This window comes from Aureimonas frigidaquae, from assembly GCF_001463905.1.
Taxonomy (GTDB): Bacteria; Pseudomonadota; Alphaproteobacteria; order Rhizobiales; family Rhizobiaceae; genus Aureimonas; species Aureimonas frigidaquae.
On sequence record NZ_BBWR01000018.1, the window covers coordinates 16,858 to 36,160 of the forward strand.

General features: G+C 66.6%; 17 protein-coding genes and 1 tRNA gene. 7 read left to right on the top strand and 11 right to left on the bottom strand.

Annotation, left to right across the window (positions count from 1 at the left end; all coding sequences use genetic code 11):
- Positions 1–9 precede the first annotated feature (9 nt).
- The 7 genes from AUL30_RS17175 to AUL30_RS17200 all read left to right on the top strand — a co-directional run bounded on the left by AUL30_RS17175 (position 10) and on the right by AUL30_RS17200 (position 6,071).
- On the top strand, positions 10–996 hold the full coding sequence (locus AUL30_RS17175; protein ID WP_062229137.1) for an iron-siderophore ABC transporter substrate-binding protein: 987 nt from the start codon (positions 10–12) through the stop codon (positions 994–996).
- Entirely contained in the window at positions 993–2,030 is a 1,038-nt protein-coding gene (locus tag AUL30_RS17180; RefSeq protein ID WP_062229138.1) for a FecCD family ABC transporter permease, read from the top strand. Before AUL30_RS17175 ends, AUL30_RS17180 begins: the two co-directional genes overlap by 4 nt.
- On the top strand, positions 2,027–3,061 hold the full coding sequence (locus AUL30_RS17185; RefSeq protein ID WP_062229139.1) for a FecCD family ABC transporter permease: 1,035 nt from the start codon (positions 2,027–2,029) through the stop codon (positions 3,059–3,061). Before AUL30_RS17180 ends, AUL30_RS17185 begins: the two co-directional genes overlap by 4 nt.
- Positions 3,058–3,897, top strand: a complete 840-nt coding sequence (locus AUL30_RS17190; protein WP_062229140.1) for an ABC transporter ATP-binding protein — start codon at positions 3,058–3,060, stop codon at positions 3,895–3,897. The genes AUL30_RS17185 and AUL30_RS17190 overlap by 4 nt, the downstream gene beginning before the upstream one ends.
- The gene (locus tag AUL30_RS17195; RefSeq protein WP_062229141.1) at positions 3,894–4,952 is read left to right on the top strand and encodes a DUF2218 domain-containing protein; all 1,059 of its coding nucleotides are present in this window, start codon (positions 3,894–3,896) and stop codon (positions 4,950–4,952) included. Before AUL30_RS17190 ends, AUL30_RS17195 begins: the two co-directional genes overlap by 4 nt.
- Before the next feature lie 255 nt (positions 4,953–5,207).
- Positions 5,208–5,486 carry a hypothetical protein gene (locus AUL30_RS19870; protein ID WP_157070272.1) on the top strand — a complete coding sequence of 93 codons (279 nt, stop codon included), beginning with the start codon at positions 5,208–5,210 and terminating at the stop codon, positions 5,484–5,486.
- Between the two features lie 6 nt (positions 5,487–5,492).
- Positions 5,493–6,071, top strand: a complete 579-nt coding sequence (locus tag AUL30_RS17200) for a Fic/DOC family protein (RefSeq protein WP_062229142.1) — start codon at positions 5,493–5,495, stop codon at positions 6,069–6,071.
- Positions 6,072–6,414: 343 nt separating this feature from the next.
- On the opposite strand, the gene AUL30_RS17205 is transcribed toward AUL30_RS17200, so the two are convergent.
- The 11 genes from AUL30_RS17205 to AUL30_RS17255 form a co-directional block, all read right to left on the bottom strand.
- Positions 6,415–6,490: transfer RNA gene (locus AUL30_RS17205), tRNA-Lys, on the bottom strand.
- A gap of 126 nt (positions 6,491–6,616) precedes the next feature.
- On the bottom strand, positions 6,617–7,759 hold the full coding sequence (locus tag AUL30_RS17210) for a pyridoxal-phosphate dependent enzyme (RefSeq protein ID WP_083508032.1): 1,143 nt from the start codon (positions 7,757–7,759) through the stop codon (positions 6,617–6,619).
- On the bottom strand, positions 7,756–8,868 hold the full coding sequence (locus AUL30_RS17215; RefSeq protein WP_062229144.1) for a DSD1 family PLP-dependent enzyme: 1,113 nt from the start codon (positions 8,866–8,868) through the stop codon (positions 7,756–7,758). Before AUL30_RS17215 ends, AUL30_RS17210 begins: the two co-directional genes overlap by 4 nt.
- A gap of 14 nt (positions 8,869–8,882) precedes the next feature.
- A complete protein-coding gene (locus AUL30_RS17220; RefSeq protein WP_062229145.1) occupies positions 8,883–10,511 on the bottom strand; it encodes a GMC family oxidoreductase in 1,629 nt (542 codons plus the stop codon).
- Entirely contained in the window at positions 10,508–11,062 is a 555-nt protein-coding gene (locus AUL30_RS17225) for a gluconate 2-dehydrogenase subunit 3 family protein (RefSeq protein ID WP_062229146.1), read from the bottom strand. The genes AUL30_RS17220 and AUL30_RS17225 overlap by 4 nt, the downstream gene beginning before the upstream one ends.
- Positions 11,059–12,528, bottom strand: a complete 1,470-nt coding sequence (locus tag AUL30_RS17230; protein WP_062229147.1) for an aldehyde dehydrogenase family protein — start codon at positions 12,526–12,528, stop codon at positions 11,059–11,061. The genes AUL30_RS17225 and AUL30_RS17230 overlap by 4 nt, the downstream gene beginning before the upstream one ends.
- Before the next feature lie 14 nt (positions 12,529–12,542).
- Positions 12,543–13,700, bottom strand: coding sequence for an amidohydrolase/deacetylase family metallohydrolase (locus AUL30_RS17235; RefSeq protein WP_062229148.1), 1,158 nt, complete (start codon positions 13,698–13,700; stop codon positions 12,543–12,545).
- Positions 13,690–14,739 (bottom strand): ABC transporter ATP-binding protein, encoded by a 1,050-nt coding sequence (locus AUL30_RS17240; protein WP_062229149.1) that lies wholly within the window; start codon positions 14,737–14,739, stop codon positions 13,690–13,692. The genes AUL30_RS17235 and AUL30_RS17240 overlap by 11 nt, the downstream gene beginning before the upstream one ends.
- Positions 14,740–14,753: 14 nt before the next feature.
- Entirely contained in the window at positions 14,754–16,655 is a 1,902-nt protein-coding gene (locus tag AUL30_RS17245; protein WP_062229150.1) for an ABC transporter permease, read from the bottom strand.
- Positions 16,656–16,734: 79 nt separating this feature from the next.
- Positions 16,735–18,039 carry an ABC transporter substrate-binding protein gene (locus AUL30_RS17250; RefSeq protein WP_062229151.1) on the bottom strand — a complete coding sequence of 435 codons (1,305 nt, stop codon included), beginning with the start codon at positions 18,037–18,039 and terminating at the stop codon, positions 16,735–16,737.
- Positions 18,040–18,290: 251 nt separating this feature from the next.
- Complete coding sequence (locus AUL30_RS17255) at positions 18,291–19,235, bottom strand: MurR/RpiR family transcriptional regulator (protein WP_062229152.1); 945 nt, start codon at positions 19,233–19,235, stop codon at positions 18,291–18,293.
- Positions 19,236–19,303: the final 68 nt, after the last annotated feature.

Here is a 19,303-nt window from a genome sequence, read left to right on the forward strand (position 1 = left end):
GCCGCGACCATGAAGACATTCCTTCGCCGCTGGCTCGCCGCGCTCGCCACCACGCTCGCGGCCTGTGCCCCCGCTCTAGCCGACGAAACCTATCCCATCGTCATCGAGCATGCCCTCGGAACGAGCGTGATCGAGGCGCAGCCCCAGCGCGTCGCGACCATCGCCTGGGCCAATCACGAGGTGCCGCTGGCGCTCGGCGTCGTGCCCGTGGGCTTTGCCCGCGCCAATTTCGGCGATGATGACGGGGATGGGCTGCTGCCATGGGTGGCCAGTCAGCTCCAGACGCTCGGCGCCGAGCCGCCGGCCCTCTTCGACGAAGGCGATGGCATCGACTTCGAGGCCGTGGCGGCCGTGCGGCCGGATGTGATCCTGGCCGCCTATTCGGGCCTCAGCCAGGCCGATTACGACACGCTGTCGCAAATCGCGCCGGTGGTGGCCTATCCGCAGGCGCCCTGGTCGACGGACTGGCGCGACATGATCCGGCTGAACAGCCGGGCGATGGGCCGCGCGGCCGAGGGCGATGCCCTGATCACCAGGCTGGAGGGTGAGATCGCCGATGCAGCGGCGGCCAACCCCGTGCTTGCCGGCAAGACCGCCATGTTCGTCACCCATATCAACCCGCTCGACCTCAGCACCATCAACTTCTACACGGCCAACGACACGCGGGTGAAGTTCTTCGAGGATCTCGGCCTTGCATCGCCGCGGAGCGTGCGCGATGCCTCTCGCACCGGGCAATTTTCCGGCTCCATCAGCGCCGAGCGCGTGGACCTGTTCGACGATGTCGACATCGTCGTCACCTATGGTGATCCCGCTGCAATCGAACAGGTCAAGGCGAACGCGCTGATCAAGACCCTGCCCGCCATCCGCAACGGCGCCGTCATCGGCCTTGGCCGCGACCCGCTCGGCACGGCGGCGAACCCGACGCCGCTGTCCATTCCCTATGTGCTGGACAGCTATGTGAAGCTTCTGGCGGAGGCTGCGGCGAAGGCCCGATGACCGGGCCGACGTCCCACAACGCTGCCTCGACCCCAAAGCGCTCCAGCCGGTCCCGGCTCCTGTGTCTTGCGGGCGCGCTGGCGGCGCTGTGCCTTTTCTGCGCCCTGTCGCTGGCCGTCGGCACGCGTGAGACGAGCTGGCAGGATGTCATGACCGCGCTTCGCGGCCAGGGGGACCCGCTCCTGCGGGCGACTGTTGAGCTTCGCATTCCACGCACGCTGCTGGCCGTTCTTTCGGGCGCTGCGCTGGCTTTGGCCGGGGCCGTCATGCAGGGCATCACGCGCAATCCGCTGGCCGATCCCGGCATACTCGGCGTCAACACCGGCGCCACCCTGGCCTTGGTGATCGGCATTGCCTGGTTCGGCATGTCGACACCCTACCAGTTCGTAACGACGGCCATATCGGGCGCCGCGCTCGCCGCCATTTTCGTCTACACGATCGGCTCGCTCGGGCGCGGTGGCGCCACGCCGCTCAAGCTCGCTCTGGCCGGCGCGGCGACATCCATCGCCTTCTCCTCTCTCGTCCTTGCAGTCGTCCTGCCGCGCAACGACATTGCGGGCGGCATCCAGGACTGGCAGATCGGCGGCGTCGGAGGCGCCACCATGGACAGGACGCTCGCGGTCCTGCCGATATTCCTCGTCGGCTATGTCGTCAGCCTTATCTGTGCGCGCAAGCTGAACCTCCTGGCGCTGGGTGACGATCTGGCCGCGGGCCTGGGTGAGCGCGTGCAGCCGGCGCGCATCGGCGCCGCCTTCGGCGCCATCGTCCTATGCGGAGCGGCCACCTCGCTCTGCGGTCCGATCGGCTTTGTCGGGCTCGTGGTTCCGCATTTCTGCCGACTGCTCGTCGGCATCGACCATCGATGGCTCCTGCCGCTTTGCGCACTCTGCGGCGCTGCGCTGCTGACGGGGGCCGATATCATGGGCCGGATCGTCGCCCGTCCTGCAGAGCTGGATGTCGGCATCGTCACCGCAATGATCGGCGGGCCGATCTTCATATCCTTGGTCCGCCACCGCCGGGCTCGTGAATTATGAGCCTTGCCGCCGGCTCCCCCCTCGGCGCCATCCGGCGCCGCGCACGGCAGCGAAGGGCAGGGCTGCGCCTGGCGCTCGCGCTCATCGTGGCCGTGGCCTTCACGGCCACGCTGATGTTCGGCCAATCCTATGTCCCGCTGGCCGATGTCGCCAGGGTGCTCCTGGGCGAAACGGTCGCGGGGGCAGGCTTCACCGTGGGGACGCTGCGCCTGCCGCGCGCCGTCTTGTCGGTCCTTGCGGGCATGAGCTTCGGGCTGGGCGGCGTCGCCTTCCAGATCATGTTGCGCAACCCGCTGGCGAGCCCGGACATCATCGGGATCAGTTCGGGCGCCAGCGCGGCCGCCGTCTTTTCCATCGTCGTCCTGTCGATGAGCGGTCCGGCCGTATCGCTGATTGCGGTCCTGGCGGGGCTTGCGGTGTCCTTGGCCATATACCTTCTATCCATCCGCGGCGGCCAGGCGGGGACACGGCTGATCCTGGTGGGGATCGGCGTGTCGGCCATGGTGCAGAGCTTCATCGCCTATGTGCTGCTGCGCGCGCCCGACTGGAGCCGGCAAGACGCCATCCGCTGGCTGACGGGGAGCGTCAACGGCGCGCGGCTGGACCAGGCGCTCCCGCTCCTCCTGGCACTCGCGGTGTTCGGCGCGATCCTCCTGTCTCGCGCGCGGGATCTGGAAGCCCTGCGCCTGGGCGAGGATACGGCTGCCGCACTCGGAACGCGCGTGGCGGCATCGCGGATCGTCATCATCGTCTGCGCGGTCGGCATGATTGCGGTGGCGACGGCGGTCACGGGCCCGATCGCCTTCGTGTCCTTCCTGTCCGGCCCGATCGCCGCGCGGATCGCCGGGGCGAATGGCAGCCTGCTCCTGCCATCCGCCCTCGTCGGAGCCATCCTCGTACTGGCGGGGGATTTCTGCGGCCAGTTCCTGCTTCCCGGGCGGCTGCCCGTGGGCATCGTGACCGGCGCCCTGGGCGCGCCTTACCTCATCTATCTCATCATCCGCGTAAACCGGACGGACAGGTCGCTATGACGCAGGACGGATTGACCGTCGGCCGCTTGTCGGCCGGCTATGGAGACCGCCCGGTTCTGGAGGGGCTGGACCTTTCCGTAGCAGCCGGGCGTGTCACGGCGATCGTCGGCGCCAATGCCTGCGGAAAGTCCACCCTGTTGCGCGCCATGTCCCGCCTTCTGCGCCCGCAGGGCGGCCATGTGCTCCTGGACGGAAAGGACATTCACCGGACCGCGCCGCGCGAGCTGGCCCGGCGGCTCGGCCTATTGCCGCAATCGCCCATCGCGCCGGAGGGCATCACCGTCCTCGACCTCGTCGGCCGGGGCCGCAACCCGCATCTGGGGCTCCTGTCGCGCTGGAGCCGCAAGGACGAAAGCGCCGTGGCGGCAGCCATGGACGCCACCGGGACGCTGGATCTTGCCGAGCGGCCGGTCGACGAACTGTCTGGCGGCCAGCGCCAGCGCGTGTGGATCGCCATGGCCCTGGCACAGGAGACGGAGATCCTCCTCCTGGACGAGCCGACCACCTTTCTGGACATCCGCCACCAGGTGGAGGTTCTGGACCTTCTCATCGATCTCAACCAGCGCCGTGGCACCACCGTCGTCATGGTGCTGCACGACCTCAATCTCGCCTCGCGCTACAGCGACGTGCTGATCGCCATGGCAGGCGGTCGGCTGCATGCGGCCGGAGCGCCGGCGGATGTGCTGACGGCCGCCATGGTGCGCCACGTCTTCGGCATCGACAGCCGGATCGTTACCGATCCCCTGTCCGGACGCCCGATGATGTTGCCCATCGGCCGCCACCGCACCGAAGGCCACCGGCCGGGCGCGACAGACACGAAGGACATCGAGACATGACCGTTCACGACCTTTTCCGACTGTCCGGCTCGGCGACGCCGACCAAGGCGCGCGCCATCCTGGACGAGGTCTGCGACCATTTCGTCGAGCATGCGGAGGTCAGGCGCGATGGCGATACGGCCGTTCTCGTCAATGCGCTGGGCTCGGCCCGGCTGCAACTCATCGACGGGCGGATCGACATCGAGCTCGCCTGCCAGACGCAGGCCGCGCTCGACCTCAGCCGCAACGTCCTGGCCGAACACATGTTCTATTTCGCCGGGTCGGACGCGCTCGGCCTCGTCTGGCGCCAGCCGCCCGCGCCGGGCACAGTGGCGAACCTTCACGAGGTCACCGTGATCTCGGCTCACGCGGTGACACGCAACATGCGCAGGGTGGTGTTTTCCTGTGCGGACGTAACCCCCTTCCTGACGGGCGATATCCACGTGCGGCTTCTCATTCCCCCGCTGGGGCGTGAACCGGTCTGGCCGGGCTACAGGGATGACGGGCGCCTCGACTGGCCCGAGGGAGAGGATGCCCTGATACCCCGCGCCTACACGATCCGCTCGGTCGACGCGGCAGAGGGCACGCTTGCGATCGACTTCCTGCAGCATACCGCCTGCGACACGCCGACGCCCGGCGCGGACTTTGCGCGCGACGCCCGGCCCGGGCAGCGCGCCGCCCTGCTAGGCCCCGGAAGCGGCGGCATACCGCACGCACCGTCCATCCTTCTGATTGGCGACGAAAGCGCCCTGCCCGCCATGGCCCGCATCGTGGAAGAGGCGCCGGAGGGCACGCAGCTGACGGCCATCATCGAGGTCGAGGACGCGGCCGAGGAAGCCTACCTGCCGGGCCGGCCTGGACTGCGCGTCGACTGGCTGCATCGCGGCAGCGACTCCAGCGCCGCAAGCCATAGTCGGCTCATCGAAACCGCCCGCCCCGCCATTGAGAACGCCGGTCCCGATACGTTCATCTTCATCGCCTGCGAAAAACAGGACGTGCGCTCCCTGCGCACCATCCTGAAACGCCGCGGCCACGACCGAAGCTGCGTTTACGCTGCCTGGTACTGGGAGCGGTAGGAGGGCCGCTGGCAACCGTGCCGGCCACCCGACCGAGCCGCGTGACTTGTACGGCGATGGTCCAGGTTCACCCTACCGCAGTACCAGCAGTGGCCCGTTCGTGACCGAGAAGTACGGCGAGGCCCATCCCGACACCACGGCTCGCGAAAAGGAACCGAACCCACGTGGCTGAATCGGTTTGGCGGTGCGTGCCTCGGCGGCTGCCCGAGTCAGTTTTGACTAGCGGTGGGTGGCAGCCATGGTAAGATTACAGCCATGAACGATCCTAAAAGCAAATGTGCTCGTGCTGCTGACAGTGACCGGTTCCTGCAGGTCGATGGCCCGTCAGGAAAAAGCTTCGATGTCCAGAACCTGAAGCGCTCGGCCAAAAACGGACGTTTCGTGCTGACCCGACGCTCTGGCGAAGCCATCAGCGCTGTCGAAGGCCTGACGGTATCCCCGCGCATGGCCACACTGGTTCGTGATATGGACGAGAGAGGCCTGTCCCGCGCAGAGAGGCGCACCCACATCATTGGGCTTTTTCGTAAGAAGTAGCGTCGCTTGGCTTATACCTCGGAGGCCGATCCACTTTGCTATCCAGGCACCACGGTGCTGCGCAATCTGCTGGAGCTCCAGGTCCAGGAGGAACTAGATGAGGCGGAACTGATCCTGTTCCTCGAGCGCGCCGAAGAGCCCTTTCCCGCCGGCGACCTGGGTCCGGACCACTACCTCAGCCTGCATCACCACCTGTTCCAAGATGTCTACGGCTGGGCGGGTCAAATCCGCACGATCCGCATTGGCAAAGGGCAAAACTGGTTCTGCTTTCCGGAATATATCCAAGTGTCTCTTGCCAAGGCTTTTGCTGAGTATGGCGATCCGGACGAGGTTGCTGCTTTGCCAGTGCAGATGTTCGTTCAGCGGACTGCCCATCTGCTGGCGGAAATTAATGCGGTGCACCCCTTCCGGGAAGGCAACGGGCGCACCCAACTGGCCTTTCTCAATCTGCTAGCGGCCAATGCCGGCTATACTATCGATCATGCCCACCTGGAGCCTGAGCGCGTGCTAGCGGCGATGATCGACAGTTTCGACGGAGACGAGCGCGCCCTTTCCGCTCTGCTAGCGGAGGCCTTGATGCATTAGCACCGGTTGGAGCCGCCCGCACCCGCCTTATCGTACATGGTCACGCCGATGGTTGCATCTGCTTTTGCAGCAACGGCCGACGCTGCGCCAATAACCGGACCGGGGCGCTAAGCCGCCATTTTACCTTTAAGAGCCGTCAATCCGCATCCAACCCCAGTTGAACCTTTTGGTGTCTGTGAACATGTCGACATGCTCGATCGAACGGCAGCCTCCTCAGTGCCAGGGTCTTGCCGGCCGGCCATGGTCGGGCGGTCCGGCTCCTTGGGCCGCTTTCATTCTGGAACCCCACAGAAACCCCGGCGCTAGCCGCGATCCGAGTAGGTCAGGGATGTCATGGGCTTGATGGTGAGCGCGCAGGGATTCGAACCCTGGACCCCATGATTAAAAGTCACGTGCTCTACCAACTGAGCTACGCGCTCACAAACGCGCTGCAAGAGTCGCGAAGTGGGCGGACCATAGGGATGGAGCGCCCTGGCGTCAATGCGTCTGCCGGCTGAAAACGAATGCCACCCAGACGCCTTCCGGCCGAGGCCGTGGGCAGCGTCTTACACCTGCCCATCCGCCGTTCGCCAGGCGGCGTAGTCCTTCGCACCGTTGCCGGTGACGAGGCAGACGATGGTGTCATCTTCACCGATCAGGCCGTCATCGAAAAGTTGACGCATGGCGGCCAGGGACGTGGCGCCCGTCGGTTCGCTGAAGAGCCCGGCGCGGCGGGCAAGGTCGTGCATGGCCGACAGGATCATCGCATCGGGAACCGCGACGCCCTGCCCGCCCGTCGCGTGAACCAGCGACAGGGTCAGGCTGCCTTCGTCCGGGTAGGAGGCGAGCGGGTCCGATATGCCGGAGGCAAGCGTGTGCGGCGCGGGCCAGGGTGACACGTCCTGAAGGCCCTCCCGGAAGGCGGTGGCGATCGGGGCACAGCCTTCCGATTGGGCAGCGACGAGGCGCGGGACCTGCACGCTCCAGTCGCTGAAACCTTGCCAGACACCATGGACGAGCGGGCCCGAGCTCGTCGGCACCGCGACCCAGTCCGGCACGTTTCCGGAGAGATCGTCCAGGATCTCCTGCCCCACCAGGCGCAGCGCGTCCACGCCATAGGCGTTCTGGTACGTGGTGGTGACGTTGGCGAAACCCGACTCGGCAGCAAGCTCGATCCCGACCTGAAAGGAACGGGAATAATCGCCCGGAACGCGGTGGAAGGTCGCGCCATAGGCGGCGATCTGGGCCACCTTGCCCTCCGGCGTCGATTCCGGGCACACGATGATGGCGGGCACACCCGCATTGGCCGCGTAGCAGGCGGCCGCGGCGCCCGCATTGCCGCTGGATGCGCAGACGATTCCCGGTGCGCCCAGCGCGAGCGCGCGGCTGACAGCGGCGGCCACGAGCCGGTCCTTGAAGGAGCCGGAGGGGTTGCGCGTCTCGTCCTTCACGTAAAGCTGGCCGTGGAAGCGCTCATGCAGGAGGTCGGGCCGGACCTTGCGCATCAGGGTCCCGCCTTCGCCGAGCGTCACGCGCTCGCTGACGAAATCGGATGTCCGCCACCGGCGGCCGGCCGGCAAGGGCCGCTCGACACGCAGGATCCCGCCGCAATCCGGGCAGCGATAGGCGAGCCTCGCCGCATTCCGCGCGTGGCAGCGCAGGCAGAACAATGCCGCTAAAGCGCCCTCGCTCGGTTGCTCATGCCTCATTGCATCATCCCCCGCGCCGCCACGGGGAAGACGGTTTCGACCCGCTCGCCGCGCAGTCCCACATACCAGTCGTAACGGTCCACCGTCGGGTCGCAATGGCCGGGGACCAACCGCAACATCTCACCCGGCGCCGGCCCGGTAATCCCGCCCGCAAGCGCCAGCGTGCCGTGCTCGTCCGAGGCGCCGACGCAGGTCAGCCGGCCGTCCCATCCGGCCACGAGCGGCAGGCCGCTATCGACCGCAACGCCCTTGTGGCCGCAATCGACGACGACGCGGCCTGCCTGCGCGCTCATGACGGTCGACAGGACGAAGAGCGACTGGCGGAAGGCGGGCGCCGGATCGTTGCGTGCGTAATCGGCGTCCATGAAGATGTAGGAGCCGGTCTGCAACTCGTTGTAGACGCCGCTGTCCGCCTCCAACGCGAAGGTGCCCGTACCGGCACCGCCGACGATATCGCAGGACAGGCCTTTGAGTGCGATCAGCTCGATCGTGTGGCGCGTCAGCTCCGCCGCGCGGTGAATGGCCGCCTGGCGCTCCTCCACCTGGCGCATATGCTGTGCAGCGCCGTGATAGGCCTGCAGCCCGCCGAAGGTCAGGTGCGGGCTTGCGGCGATGCGCGCGGCAAGTTCCGCCGCGCCCGGCCCGGGCGCGACACCGCATCGCGCCCCGCCCATGACGTCGATCTCGACAAGCACGTTCAGACGCGTCGCCAGCGCGGCCGCCGCCTCCTCGATCCGCGGCAGAATGCGCGGATCGTCGAGACAGAGCGATATGCGGGCCATGCGCGTCAGCGCGGCCAGGCGCTTCAGCTTGGCGGGGGCCACGACCTCGTTGGAGACGAGGATATCCTCCACCCCGCCCCAGGCCAGGATCTCGGCTTCGGCCGGCTTCTGCACGCATTGGCCGATGGCTCCGCGCGCCCGCTGCCAATGGGCGATGACGGGCGACTTGTGCGTCTTGGCATGGGGGCGCAGCCGCACCCCCGCCGTGCGGCAGGCTGCGGCCATGGCGTCCATATTGGCCTCGAGCGCATCGAGGTCGATGATCAGGGCCGGCGTGTCGATCTCGCTCTCGTGCATGCCGGGCTCGGCGGGCGGGCGCTGTTGCATGATCCGCGCGGACCTTACGCCGCCAGCGACGAACGCGTCGTCGTGGACAGGCTCTGAAAATTGTCGCGGATATGGACGGCCGCCCGAAGCGCCAGCGCCGAAATGGTGGGCGTCGGGTTGACCACGCCGCCCGTCGCCAGGACGCTGCCATCGACGATGAAGAGGTTCGGCACCTCCCAGCTCTGGTTCCACTTGTTGACGACGGATGTCTGCGGGTCGGACCCCATGCGGCAGGTGCCGATCATGTGCCAGGCCGGCGTGCGGTAGACCCCGTTCTCGTCGCGGTAATCCTGCAGGCTGTATTCGAAGGCGCCGCAGGCCTTGGCCAGCTCTTCCAGCCGGTCGAGCATGTAGTTCATCATCCGGCGGTCGTTCTCGCCCGGGGCGTAATGCGTGACGGCGGCCGGGACGCCGTCCGAATCCGTCAGATGGTCCGACAGGGTCACACGGTTGTCCGGGTTCGGCAGATCGTCGCCAATGGCGAAGACGCCGATCGAATGCCCGAAATGGCGCTGGAACCAGTCGTGATGCCCTTTGCCCCAGGGCGCGCGCGCCTTGCTGAACCAGCCGGCGGCAAGCTCGCCGGCCGAGGCGGTGGAGGTGATGCAGTTGAAATTGAAGCCGTTGACGAAACCCCGGGATACGTCCGTTTCGGCAAACTGGCGCGAGATGAGCGAGGCGACATAGCCGATCTGCCCGTCCACCGGCTCGTCCACGAACATCTCGCAGGCGACGAGCGTATGGTGCAGGAGGTACCGGCCGACCTGATCATTGCCATTGGCAAGATTGTCCGATGCCAGGAGCAGCCGGGGCGTGCCGATGCCATTGGCCGCGACGATGACGATGCGCGCTTTCTGGAACACCGTCCGGCCCGTGTTCCTGTCGATATACAGGGCGCCCGTGGCGCGTCCATCCGGGCCCTTCTCGATCTTGAGCACGCGGGCATGGGTGCGCAGCTCGCAGCCTGCGGCCAGCGCCTTCGGCCAGACGGACATGGAGTACTTGCTCATCGAGCCGCGCGGGCAGCCATTGCAGATCCCGCAATTGTTGCAGGCCGGCCGGCCGTCATAATCCTGCGAGACGGCGCCGGCTTCGACTGGCCACCAGTGCCAGTCCAGGCTGTCGAAGCCATCGGACAGGCGGCGGGCGACACTGGAAAAGGGCATGGGCCGCGTCGGGCACTGCGCGCGGGGCGGCATGGCCGGGTCCCCGGCCAGGCCCGACACGCCGACGATCTTGTCCGCCGCCTCGTAATAGGGGGCGATATCCTCATAGGCGATGGGCCAGTCCGGCTGCATCCCATGCTCGGTTCCCTTGCGGAAATCCGACGGGCGGTAGCGCGGCCAGATCGCCCCATAGATATTGGTCGAGCCGCCCACCGCATTCCACATGAGAATCTGGGACGAGTCCGAATCCACTGGAAAATCATCGGGATGGTGACGCTTGTTCACATCCGGACTCCAGTTGGTCTTGCGCTGCCAGGTCCAGTCCGCATGATGGTGCGGATGGTCCTGTGCCTCGACCCAGGAGCCCTGTTCCAGGCAGACCACGTCGAGCCCGCCTTCGGCCAGCACCATTGCCGCCAGGGAGCCGGTGGCGCCCGCCCCGATGATCAGCACGTCACATGTGCGCGTTTCGTTCATCTCTGCAGCCCCCAGCGTTGCGTTACGGCCGCGTCGAGGTCGAGCTGCGTGGTGTCCACGCGTGTCACCTCGTCGGTCGTCAGGTAATGGCCGCGCCCGTGGCGCGGCGTGTCGCGGTTGAAGTCGAAGGGCGCCATCGGGTAGCCGGTCAGGTGCGGCCGGGCCGAATAGGGCCGGCCGCTGGCCTGGATGGCTGCGATCACGAAGGGCGTTTCGTAATAGGCCAGCACCGTCGCCGTGCGCAGGTGATCGAACAGCTTGGGCGAAGCCGCCTCAAAGGATGCCACGGCAGCTTCGCGGCGTGCCGCGTCCGGGCTCGACAACGCGCCCGCACTCCAGCCGACCAGCCGGTCCAGCGTGTCGACGGCCGCATCGTCCCAGTCGGCCAGGACGCGCAGCGCCAGCAGACCGTGCACGCCGGCCTCGGACGCCGAGGGCCATTGCGCATCGCCCGGTATGAGCTCGTCCACCAAAGCGCGCATCATGCGCGCGCGCTCGGGTGGCGACAGGGGCGCGTTGCGCCGGTCCGACATCGGTTCCGCCATGCTCATGGGCGCATTCCCCCACTCATCGTCACGGTGATCATCTTCAGCTCCGTCATCGCCTCGAGCGTGTGCCGCCCGCCGAGCCGGCCGATGCCGCTGCGCGTTCCCGAGCCGCCGCCGAAGGGAAGGTGAATTTCCCACCAGGTGCTGCCCGCATTGACGTTGACGATGCCGGCCGGGATCGCCCGGGCCATTTCCACGCCGCGCACGATATCGGTGGTGAAGACCCCGACAGACAGCCCGTACTCGCTGTCCAGCGCCAGCTGCAGCGCCTCTGCGTCGTCGTCGAAGGCAAGGACCGGAACGACAGGCCCGAAGGTTTCCTCGCGGTTGATTTTCATGTCCGGCGTCACATCGCGGATGATGGTCGGCTCGAAGTAGAGCGCGCTGCCCAGATCCTCCCGCGTGCGCCCGCCATGAAGGACGCCCGCTCCCTTTGCCACGGCGTCGTCCACATGCTCACGCACCTTGGCCGCCACCTTGGCATTGTTGAGCGGGCCCATCGTCGTGCCCTGGTGGAAGGGATCGCCGAGCACGTGGCGGCGCGCATGCTCCACCAGCCTGTCGCACAAGGGCTCCACGATGGAGCGATGCGCGAGGACCCGGCCCGTCGCCGCGCAGACCTGGCCGGCATTGAAGAAGGCGCCGCCGGCCGCCGCCGCGGCCGCGGCGTCAAGGTCCGCATCCTCGAACACGACCACGGGGCCGTTGCCGCCGAGTTCCAGAAGAAGCGGCTTGCCCGCCGCCCGCTCGGCAATCCGCCGGCCCGTCGCCGCACTGCCGGTAAAACCGATCGCCGCTACGTCCGGGTGGGTGACGACCGCATCTCCCGCAACCGCGCCCTCACCGATGACGAGGTTGATCACCCCGGCCGGCAGGCCGCCTTCCGCGATGGCGTCCATGAGTTCGCAGGCCACGAGCGAGGTGGACGGCGCCGGCACCCAGACGATGGCGTTGCCCGTGGCGATGCCGGGCGCCAGATACTCGACCGGAATATTGACGGGAAAATTCCACGGCGTGATGACGCCATAGACGCCCCTCGGCTCCCGCAGGGTCAGGACGAGCTTGGTCGGATCCTCGGCCGGAAGCGTCTCGCCGCCCATCTGCTTGACGAGTTCGGCGGCAAGTCGGAACCCGTCCGCGGCCTTGCCGACCTCTCCCATCGCCTCGGCCAGGACCTTGCCCTGCTCGGCCGACAGAACACGGGCGATGGCTTCGCGCCGCGTGTCGATCAAGGCGGCGATGGCCATGCAGATGCGCGCCCGCTCGAAGACGGGAACCTTGCGCCAGGATGCGCCCGCCGCCACGGCGGCGGCAACGGCCGCATCCACCGTCCTTGCATCCGAGCGCGGCAGGCGGGCGATCTCCTCGCCCGTCGCGGGGTTGATGGCAGGCATGGTGTCGGCGTGAGCCAGCCATTCCCCGCCAATGTGGTTTGCCGGCACGCGGCGCAACGTATCGATACCGTCCATCCCGTATGGTCCTTTCATTCGGCCGCTGTGGCGAGCTTCTGGCCCTGCGGCGCGATCTCCCGGCCGGCGATGACCAGCCCTGCGGCAAAGAGGCGTTCGCCGGCCACCACGGTTTCACCGCGCACGTCCTCCAGCGGGAAGCGGCCCTGCCGCATCTCCAGGATGCTGGCATCCCCCACGCTGCCGACCCGGAACGTGCCGAGTTCGGGGCGCTGCACGGCCGCCGCCGGCGCGCATGTCGATGCCGCGATGACATCGTTCAGCGGCATGCCGAGCGCCAGGAATTTGGACAATGTGGTGACCTGGTCGTAGGCAGGCCCGGTGATGCACAGCGAGTGCACATCCGACGAGATCGTATCGGGAAGGAAACCTTCCGCCATCATGGCGCGCGCCGTGCGCCAGGAGAATGAGCCCATGCCATGGCCGATGTCGAAGATGACGCCCCGCTCGCGAGCCTCCCGGATGGCCGGCTTGACCTTTCCCCTGCCGTCGACGGGCGCATTCGGGAAGGGCCGGTAGCAATGGGTCAGGACATCGCCCTTGCGCAGCCGCGACACGACCTCCTCGTAGGAAGGCGGGGGCTCGTCGATATGGGCCATCAAAGGCAGCCCCGTCTCGTCGGCGACCTGCAGCGCCACGTCAAGCGGCTGGATGCCGGCGGGGCCGGATGCGTGGCGGCCGATCCGCACCTTGACGCCAATGATGACGTCACGGTTGGCCTCGATCACCTCCACCGCCTCGCGGGCGGCCAGTAGGCGCATGTCGTGGCCTTCGCCGAGCATGATGTTCTTGGCAAAGCCGTATATGCCCGCAAAGGACACATGCAGATAGACGAGGATGCGGCATTCGCTGCGCTCGATCACATGCCGCCGGAAGCCCGGGAAGTTGCCCGGCCCGGAACTTCCCGTATCGACGCAGGTCGCCACGGCGCTGTCGCGGGCAAAGGCATCGGGATCGACGCCGAGCGAGGTGCCGCCCCAATAGACATGGGTGTGCAGGTCGATCAGGCCGGGCGTGACGATCAGCCCGCTGCAATCGCGGCTCTTCGAACCGGACAGGCCATCGCCGATAGCGGCCACGACGCCGCCGGCAAAGGCCACATCGGCCACGCGATCGATATTCTGGGACGGGTCGACGACGCGTCCGTTGCGGAGCACCAGATCATACTGCATGGATCAGACTTTCATTCTGTGTGTAGTTCTTTTCCAGGCGCCGGCCATCCGTGACGGAAAAATACCGGATGGCGTCCGGCTCGGCGGCCACGCTGATGGTCTGCCCGGTGGTCAGGCCCGAGGCGTCGCTGCATGTCGCGCGGGTCACCTGCCCATCGATCAGGATGTCCAGGAACTGGAAGGGGCCCGCCGGCTCCACCAGGATGAGCTCTCCCGTCATCGTCAGCCCGCCGCCCGGGCGGCGGACGGGCTTCAGATCATGCGGGCGCACGCCCACGATCTCGTCCGCCGGGCCGCCCAAAATGTGCGCCGGCAGGAAGTTCATCTGCGGGCTGCCGATGAAGCCGGCGACGAACTGATTGGCAGGCCGTGAATAGACCTCCATCGGCGGGGCGAACTGCTGCAGGACCCCGTCGCGCATGACGGCGATGCGGTCGGACAGGACCATCGCCTCTTCCTGGTCGTGCGTGACGAAGATGACGGTGATGCCGAGCTCACGTTGCAGCCGGCGAATTTCGGTGCGCATGCGCACGCGCAGCGACGCGTCGAGGTTCGACAGCGGCTCGTCCATCAAAAGCGCTGCCGGGTTGCGCACGATGGCGCGGCCGACAGCCACACGCTGGCGCTGGCCACCGGACAAGGCCGCCGGCTGACGGTCCAGGAGCGTCTCGATGCCCAGAACGTCCGCCGCCCAGGCGACCTGACGCTCGATCGTCGCCGTATCGGCCTTTTGCTGGCGCAGCGGAAAGGCGATGTTCTCCCGCACGGTCATGTGCGGGTACAGCGCATAATCCTGGAAGACCAGCGCGATGTTGCGCTCGCGCGGGCCGAGTTCGGAAATCTCCTGCCCGTCGAAGCGGATCGAGCCTTCCTGCGTCGTTTCCAAGCCTGCGATGCAGAACAGGAGGGTGGACTTACCGCAGCCCGACGGCCCCAGGAAGGAGATGAACTCGCCATCGCGGATCGACAGGTCCAGATCCTTCAGGACATGCGTCTTGCCGTAGCGCTTGTTGAGGCCCGATATGGTGATGGACGCCATGGAGAGTGCTCCTTTCAGCCTTTGACCGCGCCGGACAGAGCGCCCTGCACCAGGAAACGTTGGAAGAAGAAGGCCACCGTGACGGGCGGCAGGATCGCCAGGACGCTGGCGGCGAAGAGCGGCCCGTATTCGTAGAAGCGCGCCTGGTTCAGGAAGCCGGCGATGACGACCGGGATGGTCTGCGTGCGCGGCGTCGACGTCAGGATCATGGCGAAGAGGAACTCGTTCCACGACACCAGGAAGGAGAAGATCAGCGCCGCGATGATGCCCGGCCGCACCACGGGCACGAGGATCTTGCGGAACATGGCGAACCGGCTGCACCCGTCGATCAGCGCCGCGCGCTCCAGGCTTTCGGGAACGTTCTCGAAGGTCGACTTCATCATCCAGGCAGCCAGCGGCATGAGGATCGTCGAATAGGCGATGATGAGGCCGAGATGCGTGTCGATCAGGCCGAGCGTGCGGAACAGGACGAAGAAGGGCAGGACGAGCGTCAGCGCCGGCACCATGCGCGTCAAAAGCAGCGCCCAGAGGCTGACCGCAAAGAAGCGCTTGGAGGCATGCCGCGCAAAGGCGTATCCGGCCAAAGTGCCGAGCGCCACGTTGATCAACGCCACGCTGACGCCGATGAGCAGGCTGTTCAGGATCGACACGGGCACGCGCGCCGCCTGGACGCTCGTCGTTCCGCCATCCGGCAGAAGCACCGCACGGTAATTGTCGAGCGTCAGGCTGGAGGGCCAGACGGAGGGCGGCGTGCGGATCAGGTCCGTCGCCGGCGACAGGCTGATCAGAAGAAGCGCCAGCACCGGCAGGAGCGACCAGACGAAGATCGCCCCGACGGCCAGCCGGAAGCCGGCCGATCCCAAATGCCGCGCGGCGGCCGGCGCCAGAACAGTCCGGCGGCGCGGCGTGGGCAGCGTCTCCATGCGGGGGCGCGCACCGCCGACAACGCGTTCGACCGTGGGCGTGTCGGCGTCGTTGCGGGCGGCTGTCACGCGGCGCGGACGCAGGACGACGAAGTACAGTATGGCGAAGGCGAGGCTGAGGAAGGTGAGGACATAGAGGATCGCCGCGCCCTCCCCGAACTTCAGAAACTGGAAGGACTGCATGTAGCCGTGCCACGACAGGGTCGTCGTTGCCGCGCCAGGCCCGCCGCGGGTCATGATCAGGATGATGTCGAAGGTCATCAGCGCGTTGATGGTGGCGATGACCATGGAAAAGACGAGCGTCGGCTTGAGCCAGGGCAACGTGATGGCAAAGAAGCGACGCACGGACCCTGCCCCGTCCAGAAGGGCTGCCCGGTGCAGGTTGGCGGGCATGGACTGCAGCGCCGACAGGAGCATGAGCGTGGTGAGCGGCGCCTGGTTCCACACCTGCGTCAGCGTGACGAGGTTCAGGGCGCGGAAGCCGTCGCCGAACCAGGGCCGTGCGAGGGAGCCGAGGCCAAGATCGTGGAGAAGCCCGTTCAACAGGCCGAAATTGCCCGCATAGACGAAAGACCAGAGCACGCCGACCGAGACGGGCGCCATGGCCCAGGGCACCAGCACGACGCTGCGCAGAACCCCGCGCCCGAAGAAGGGCTGGTTCAGGACCAGGGCCATCAGCGTGCCGAGGACGGTCGTGCCGATCACGGCGAGGCTGGAGAAGTAAAGCGTGCGCCCGAGCGATGCCCAGAAGGCCGCATCGTTGAAGACCTTCTGATAGTTTGCAAGGCCCACGAAGACCCAGCGCTTGGTGATGGGATTGGTGCTGTTGAAGGACAGATACAGGCTGTAGAGCAAGGGCAGGCCGACGATCAGCACCATCAGGATGAGGGTCGGCGCCACGGCAAGATAGGCGAAGGCTGGCACGGACCGCTTCTTCCGGCGGCGCCCCTTGGGTGCCACCGACGCGGAAACGGACTGCATGGGGATCGTCATGGCGGCGTCCTTGCGCGTATCGAAAAGTCTGGGGAGCGCGCCGGGGCGGCCGAACGGCCGCTCCGGCGTGTCGACCGGCCTAGCCGTACTGGACCTTGAGCTCTTCGGCCTTGGCGGCCAGGGAGGCGACGAGCGCATCCGTGGAGCTGCCGGAGCGGATATATTCCTGCACCTGCTGCATCATGTACATGTCCCATTCCGGGAACCAGATCGTCTTGCCGATGGCGCGGGACGTGGCATTGGACAGCTGCTTCGACGCGACGTCGAGGTCCTTCCACTTGGAGAAGCTCGCCACCACTTCGGGGTCGGCCATCAGTTCCTTGTAGGCCGACCCTAAGCCGAACTCGAGCGCCCAGCGCTTGCTGACATAGTACTGGCCGTCCTTGGCCTTGCCGCCGAAGAACTGGAGCAGGTTCCAGACGCGCGCCTCGTCCACCGGGTTCGCGCCCATCAGATAGGCCGCCGTCCAGGCCATGGTGGATTGCGTTGCGCCCGGCATCAGCGCATTGCGCGCCTTGCCCGCGATCTTCGAGACGGCGGGATCGTTGGCGACTTTCTGGTTGTAATCATGGACGACCATGAATGTGTGCCGGCCCGACGCGTAGCTCGGCACGCCCTCGCCCGGCAGCGTCATGATGTCGGCCGTCACCAGGCCTTCGCGGTAGAAGGTCTGGTTGACCTCCAGGATCTTGCGCAAGGCCGGCTCGTCGACGAAATTGCCCTGTTCGTCGAAGACTTTCGCGCCTTCCGAATACCAGGCCGAGAACATGTACCAGGACATGTTCGGCCATTGCTGCTGCCACATGCCGTGGAAAGGCGCGTCGGAAATGCCGTCGGCCTTCAGCTTGCGGCAGACGTCGAGGACCGCATCCCAGGTCTGCGGCACCTCTGCACCCGCCTTCGCCAGGTGTTCCTCGTTATACAGGAACGTATTGTACCCGGCGTAATAGGGCATGCCGCAAAGGGGGCCGCCATTGGGGAGCGACAGGCTTTCCACGCTCACCGGAAACATGCCGGCCTGGATCTCCTCGATCCCCGGCAGGCCGCTCAGATCGCGGATCCACTCGGCCGTGTGCCAGCGGGCAATGTAGTTTTCCTCGGAATAGAGCATGTCGATATGCTGGCCGCCGGTCAGCTTCGTTTCCGCAATGGGATGGTAGTCACCCGTGACGAGCTCGTAATTCACGTTCTCGTCGTAGAGCGACATGAACGTGCGCACGTTCTCTTCCACGATCTGCGGCTGATACTGCCAGCCGACGAAGGTCAGCGGTGTCGATGGCGCCGCGAACGCGCGGCGCCCCATCATCCCCGCCGCGGCAAGGCCTGCCGTTCCGCGCAGAACCTGTCGCCTGGACAGCAGGTACCGATCCAGCAATGTCGTCATGCCAGTCCCCCATGTCTTTAAGAAGATGAGCGAGCGCGTCGACGCGTGGCGTTGCCGCGCAGTCCGGTCAGTCGCGGCACCTGTTCAAGCGTGCCGGTGGAATGTCTTGCTATGAGGGGAAGCTAAGCGGGAATTCTGGAACCTGTCTACAGCTATTTTCATTTTCCGATCATTTTTCGCAGTCGCACCGCTGCATTGCGGTGTAATCGTGCAAATTTTGATCAGGAAATTAAAAAATCAGCAGAATGCCCTCAATCGCAGAGCGGTTGGGTGTTGGGCGTGTTGCGGCGGTTGGCCAGTTGCTGGCGGACGCGGCGCAGCTTCTCGCGCCCGCCTTCCTTGCGCTCGATCGCCACGCCATAGGCGATGATGTCGATGGCGATCAGATGCGCGTAGCGGATCGTCGCAGGGCTGAGAATGTCCTCATCCGCCGGCATGTCCAGCCGTACGGCAACATCCACCGCTCCGTGCAGCAGGCTGTCGGAGGGTGCGATGCCGATGGTCAGGGCGCCATATTCCCGCGCCACGGTGACGGCGCGGGCGAGTTCCTCGTTGTCGCCGGTGAGCGAGCAGCACAGGACGATGTCGCCCCTGTCGATGGCCGATGCCAGCATGAGCTGCATCTGGTGGTCGGCGCAGGGGATGACGCGGATGCCGAGGCGGAAGAAGCGGTTCTGCGCCTCCTCGATCATCCAGGAGGAAACCCCGCCGCTGCCGAAGGCATAGAGTGTCGAGCAGGAAGCGATCAGGCGGATCGCTTCCTGCGCGCCGACAAGGTCGGCCGTGCGGAACATCTGGTCGATCGCCGCATGTGCGCGCGTGACGACCCTGTCGGCAATTTCGGCAACGCCCACCGGCTGCGTCTGCGGTTCGAGGTAGCGGATGCCGACCCGCATCGAGCCCATGATGCGCAGCTTCAGATCTTTCAGGCCGTCACAGCCGATGCCGCGCGCAAAACGCGTGATGGTCGGCGCCGATACGCCGATCCACGTCACCAGCGCCTCGACCGGCGTTTCCACGAAACGGCGCGGTTCCGACAGGATGGCATCGGCAATCCTGCGGTTGGAGCGGGAATAGCTGTCCCGCTGGTCGATCAGATGGGCGATGACGTCCTTGCGGGTGGGTGCCGGGGGGCGTACCGGACGGGAGGATTGCGTAGCGGAGCGTTTCTTTTCGCTGCCCGTCGTTCCCGCCATCGCGCCGCCTCTCCCCACGGATCATCCCGTCCGTGACATGAGTACCATCTCCGCACGGCGGAAACAGT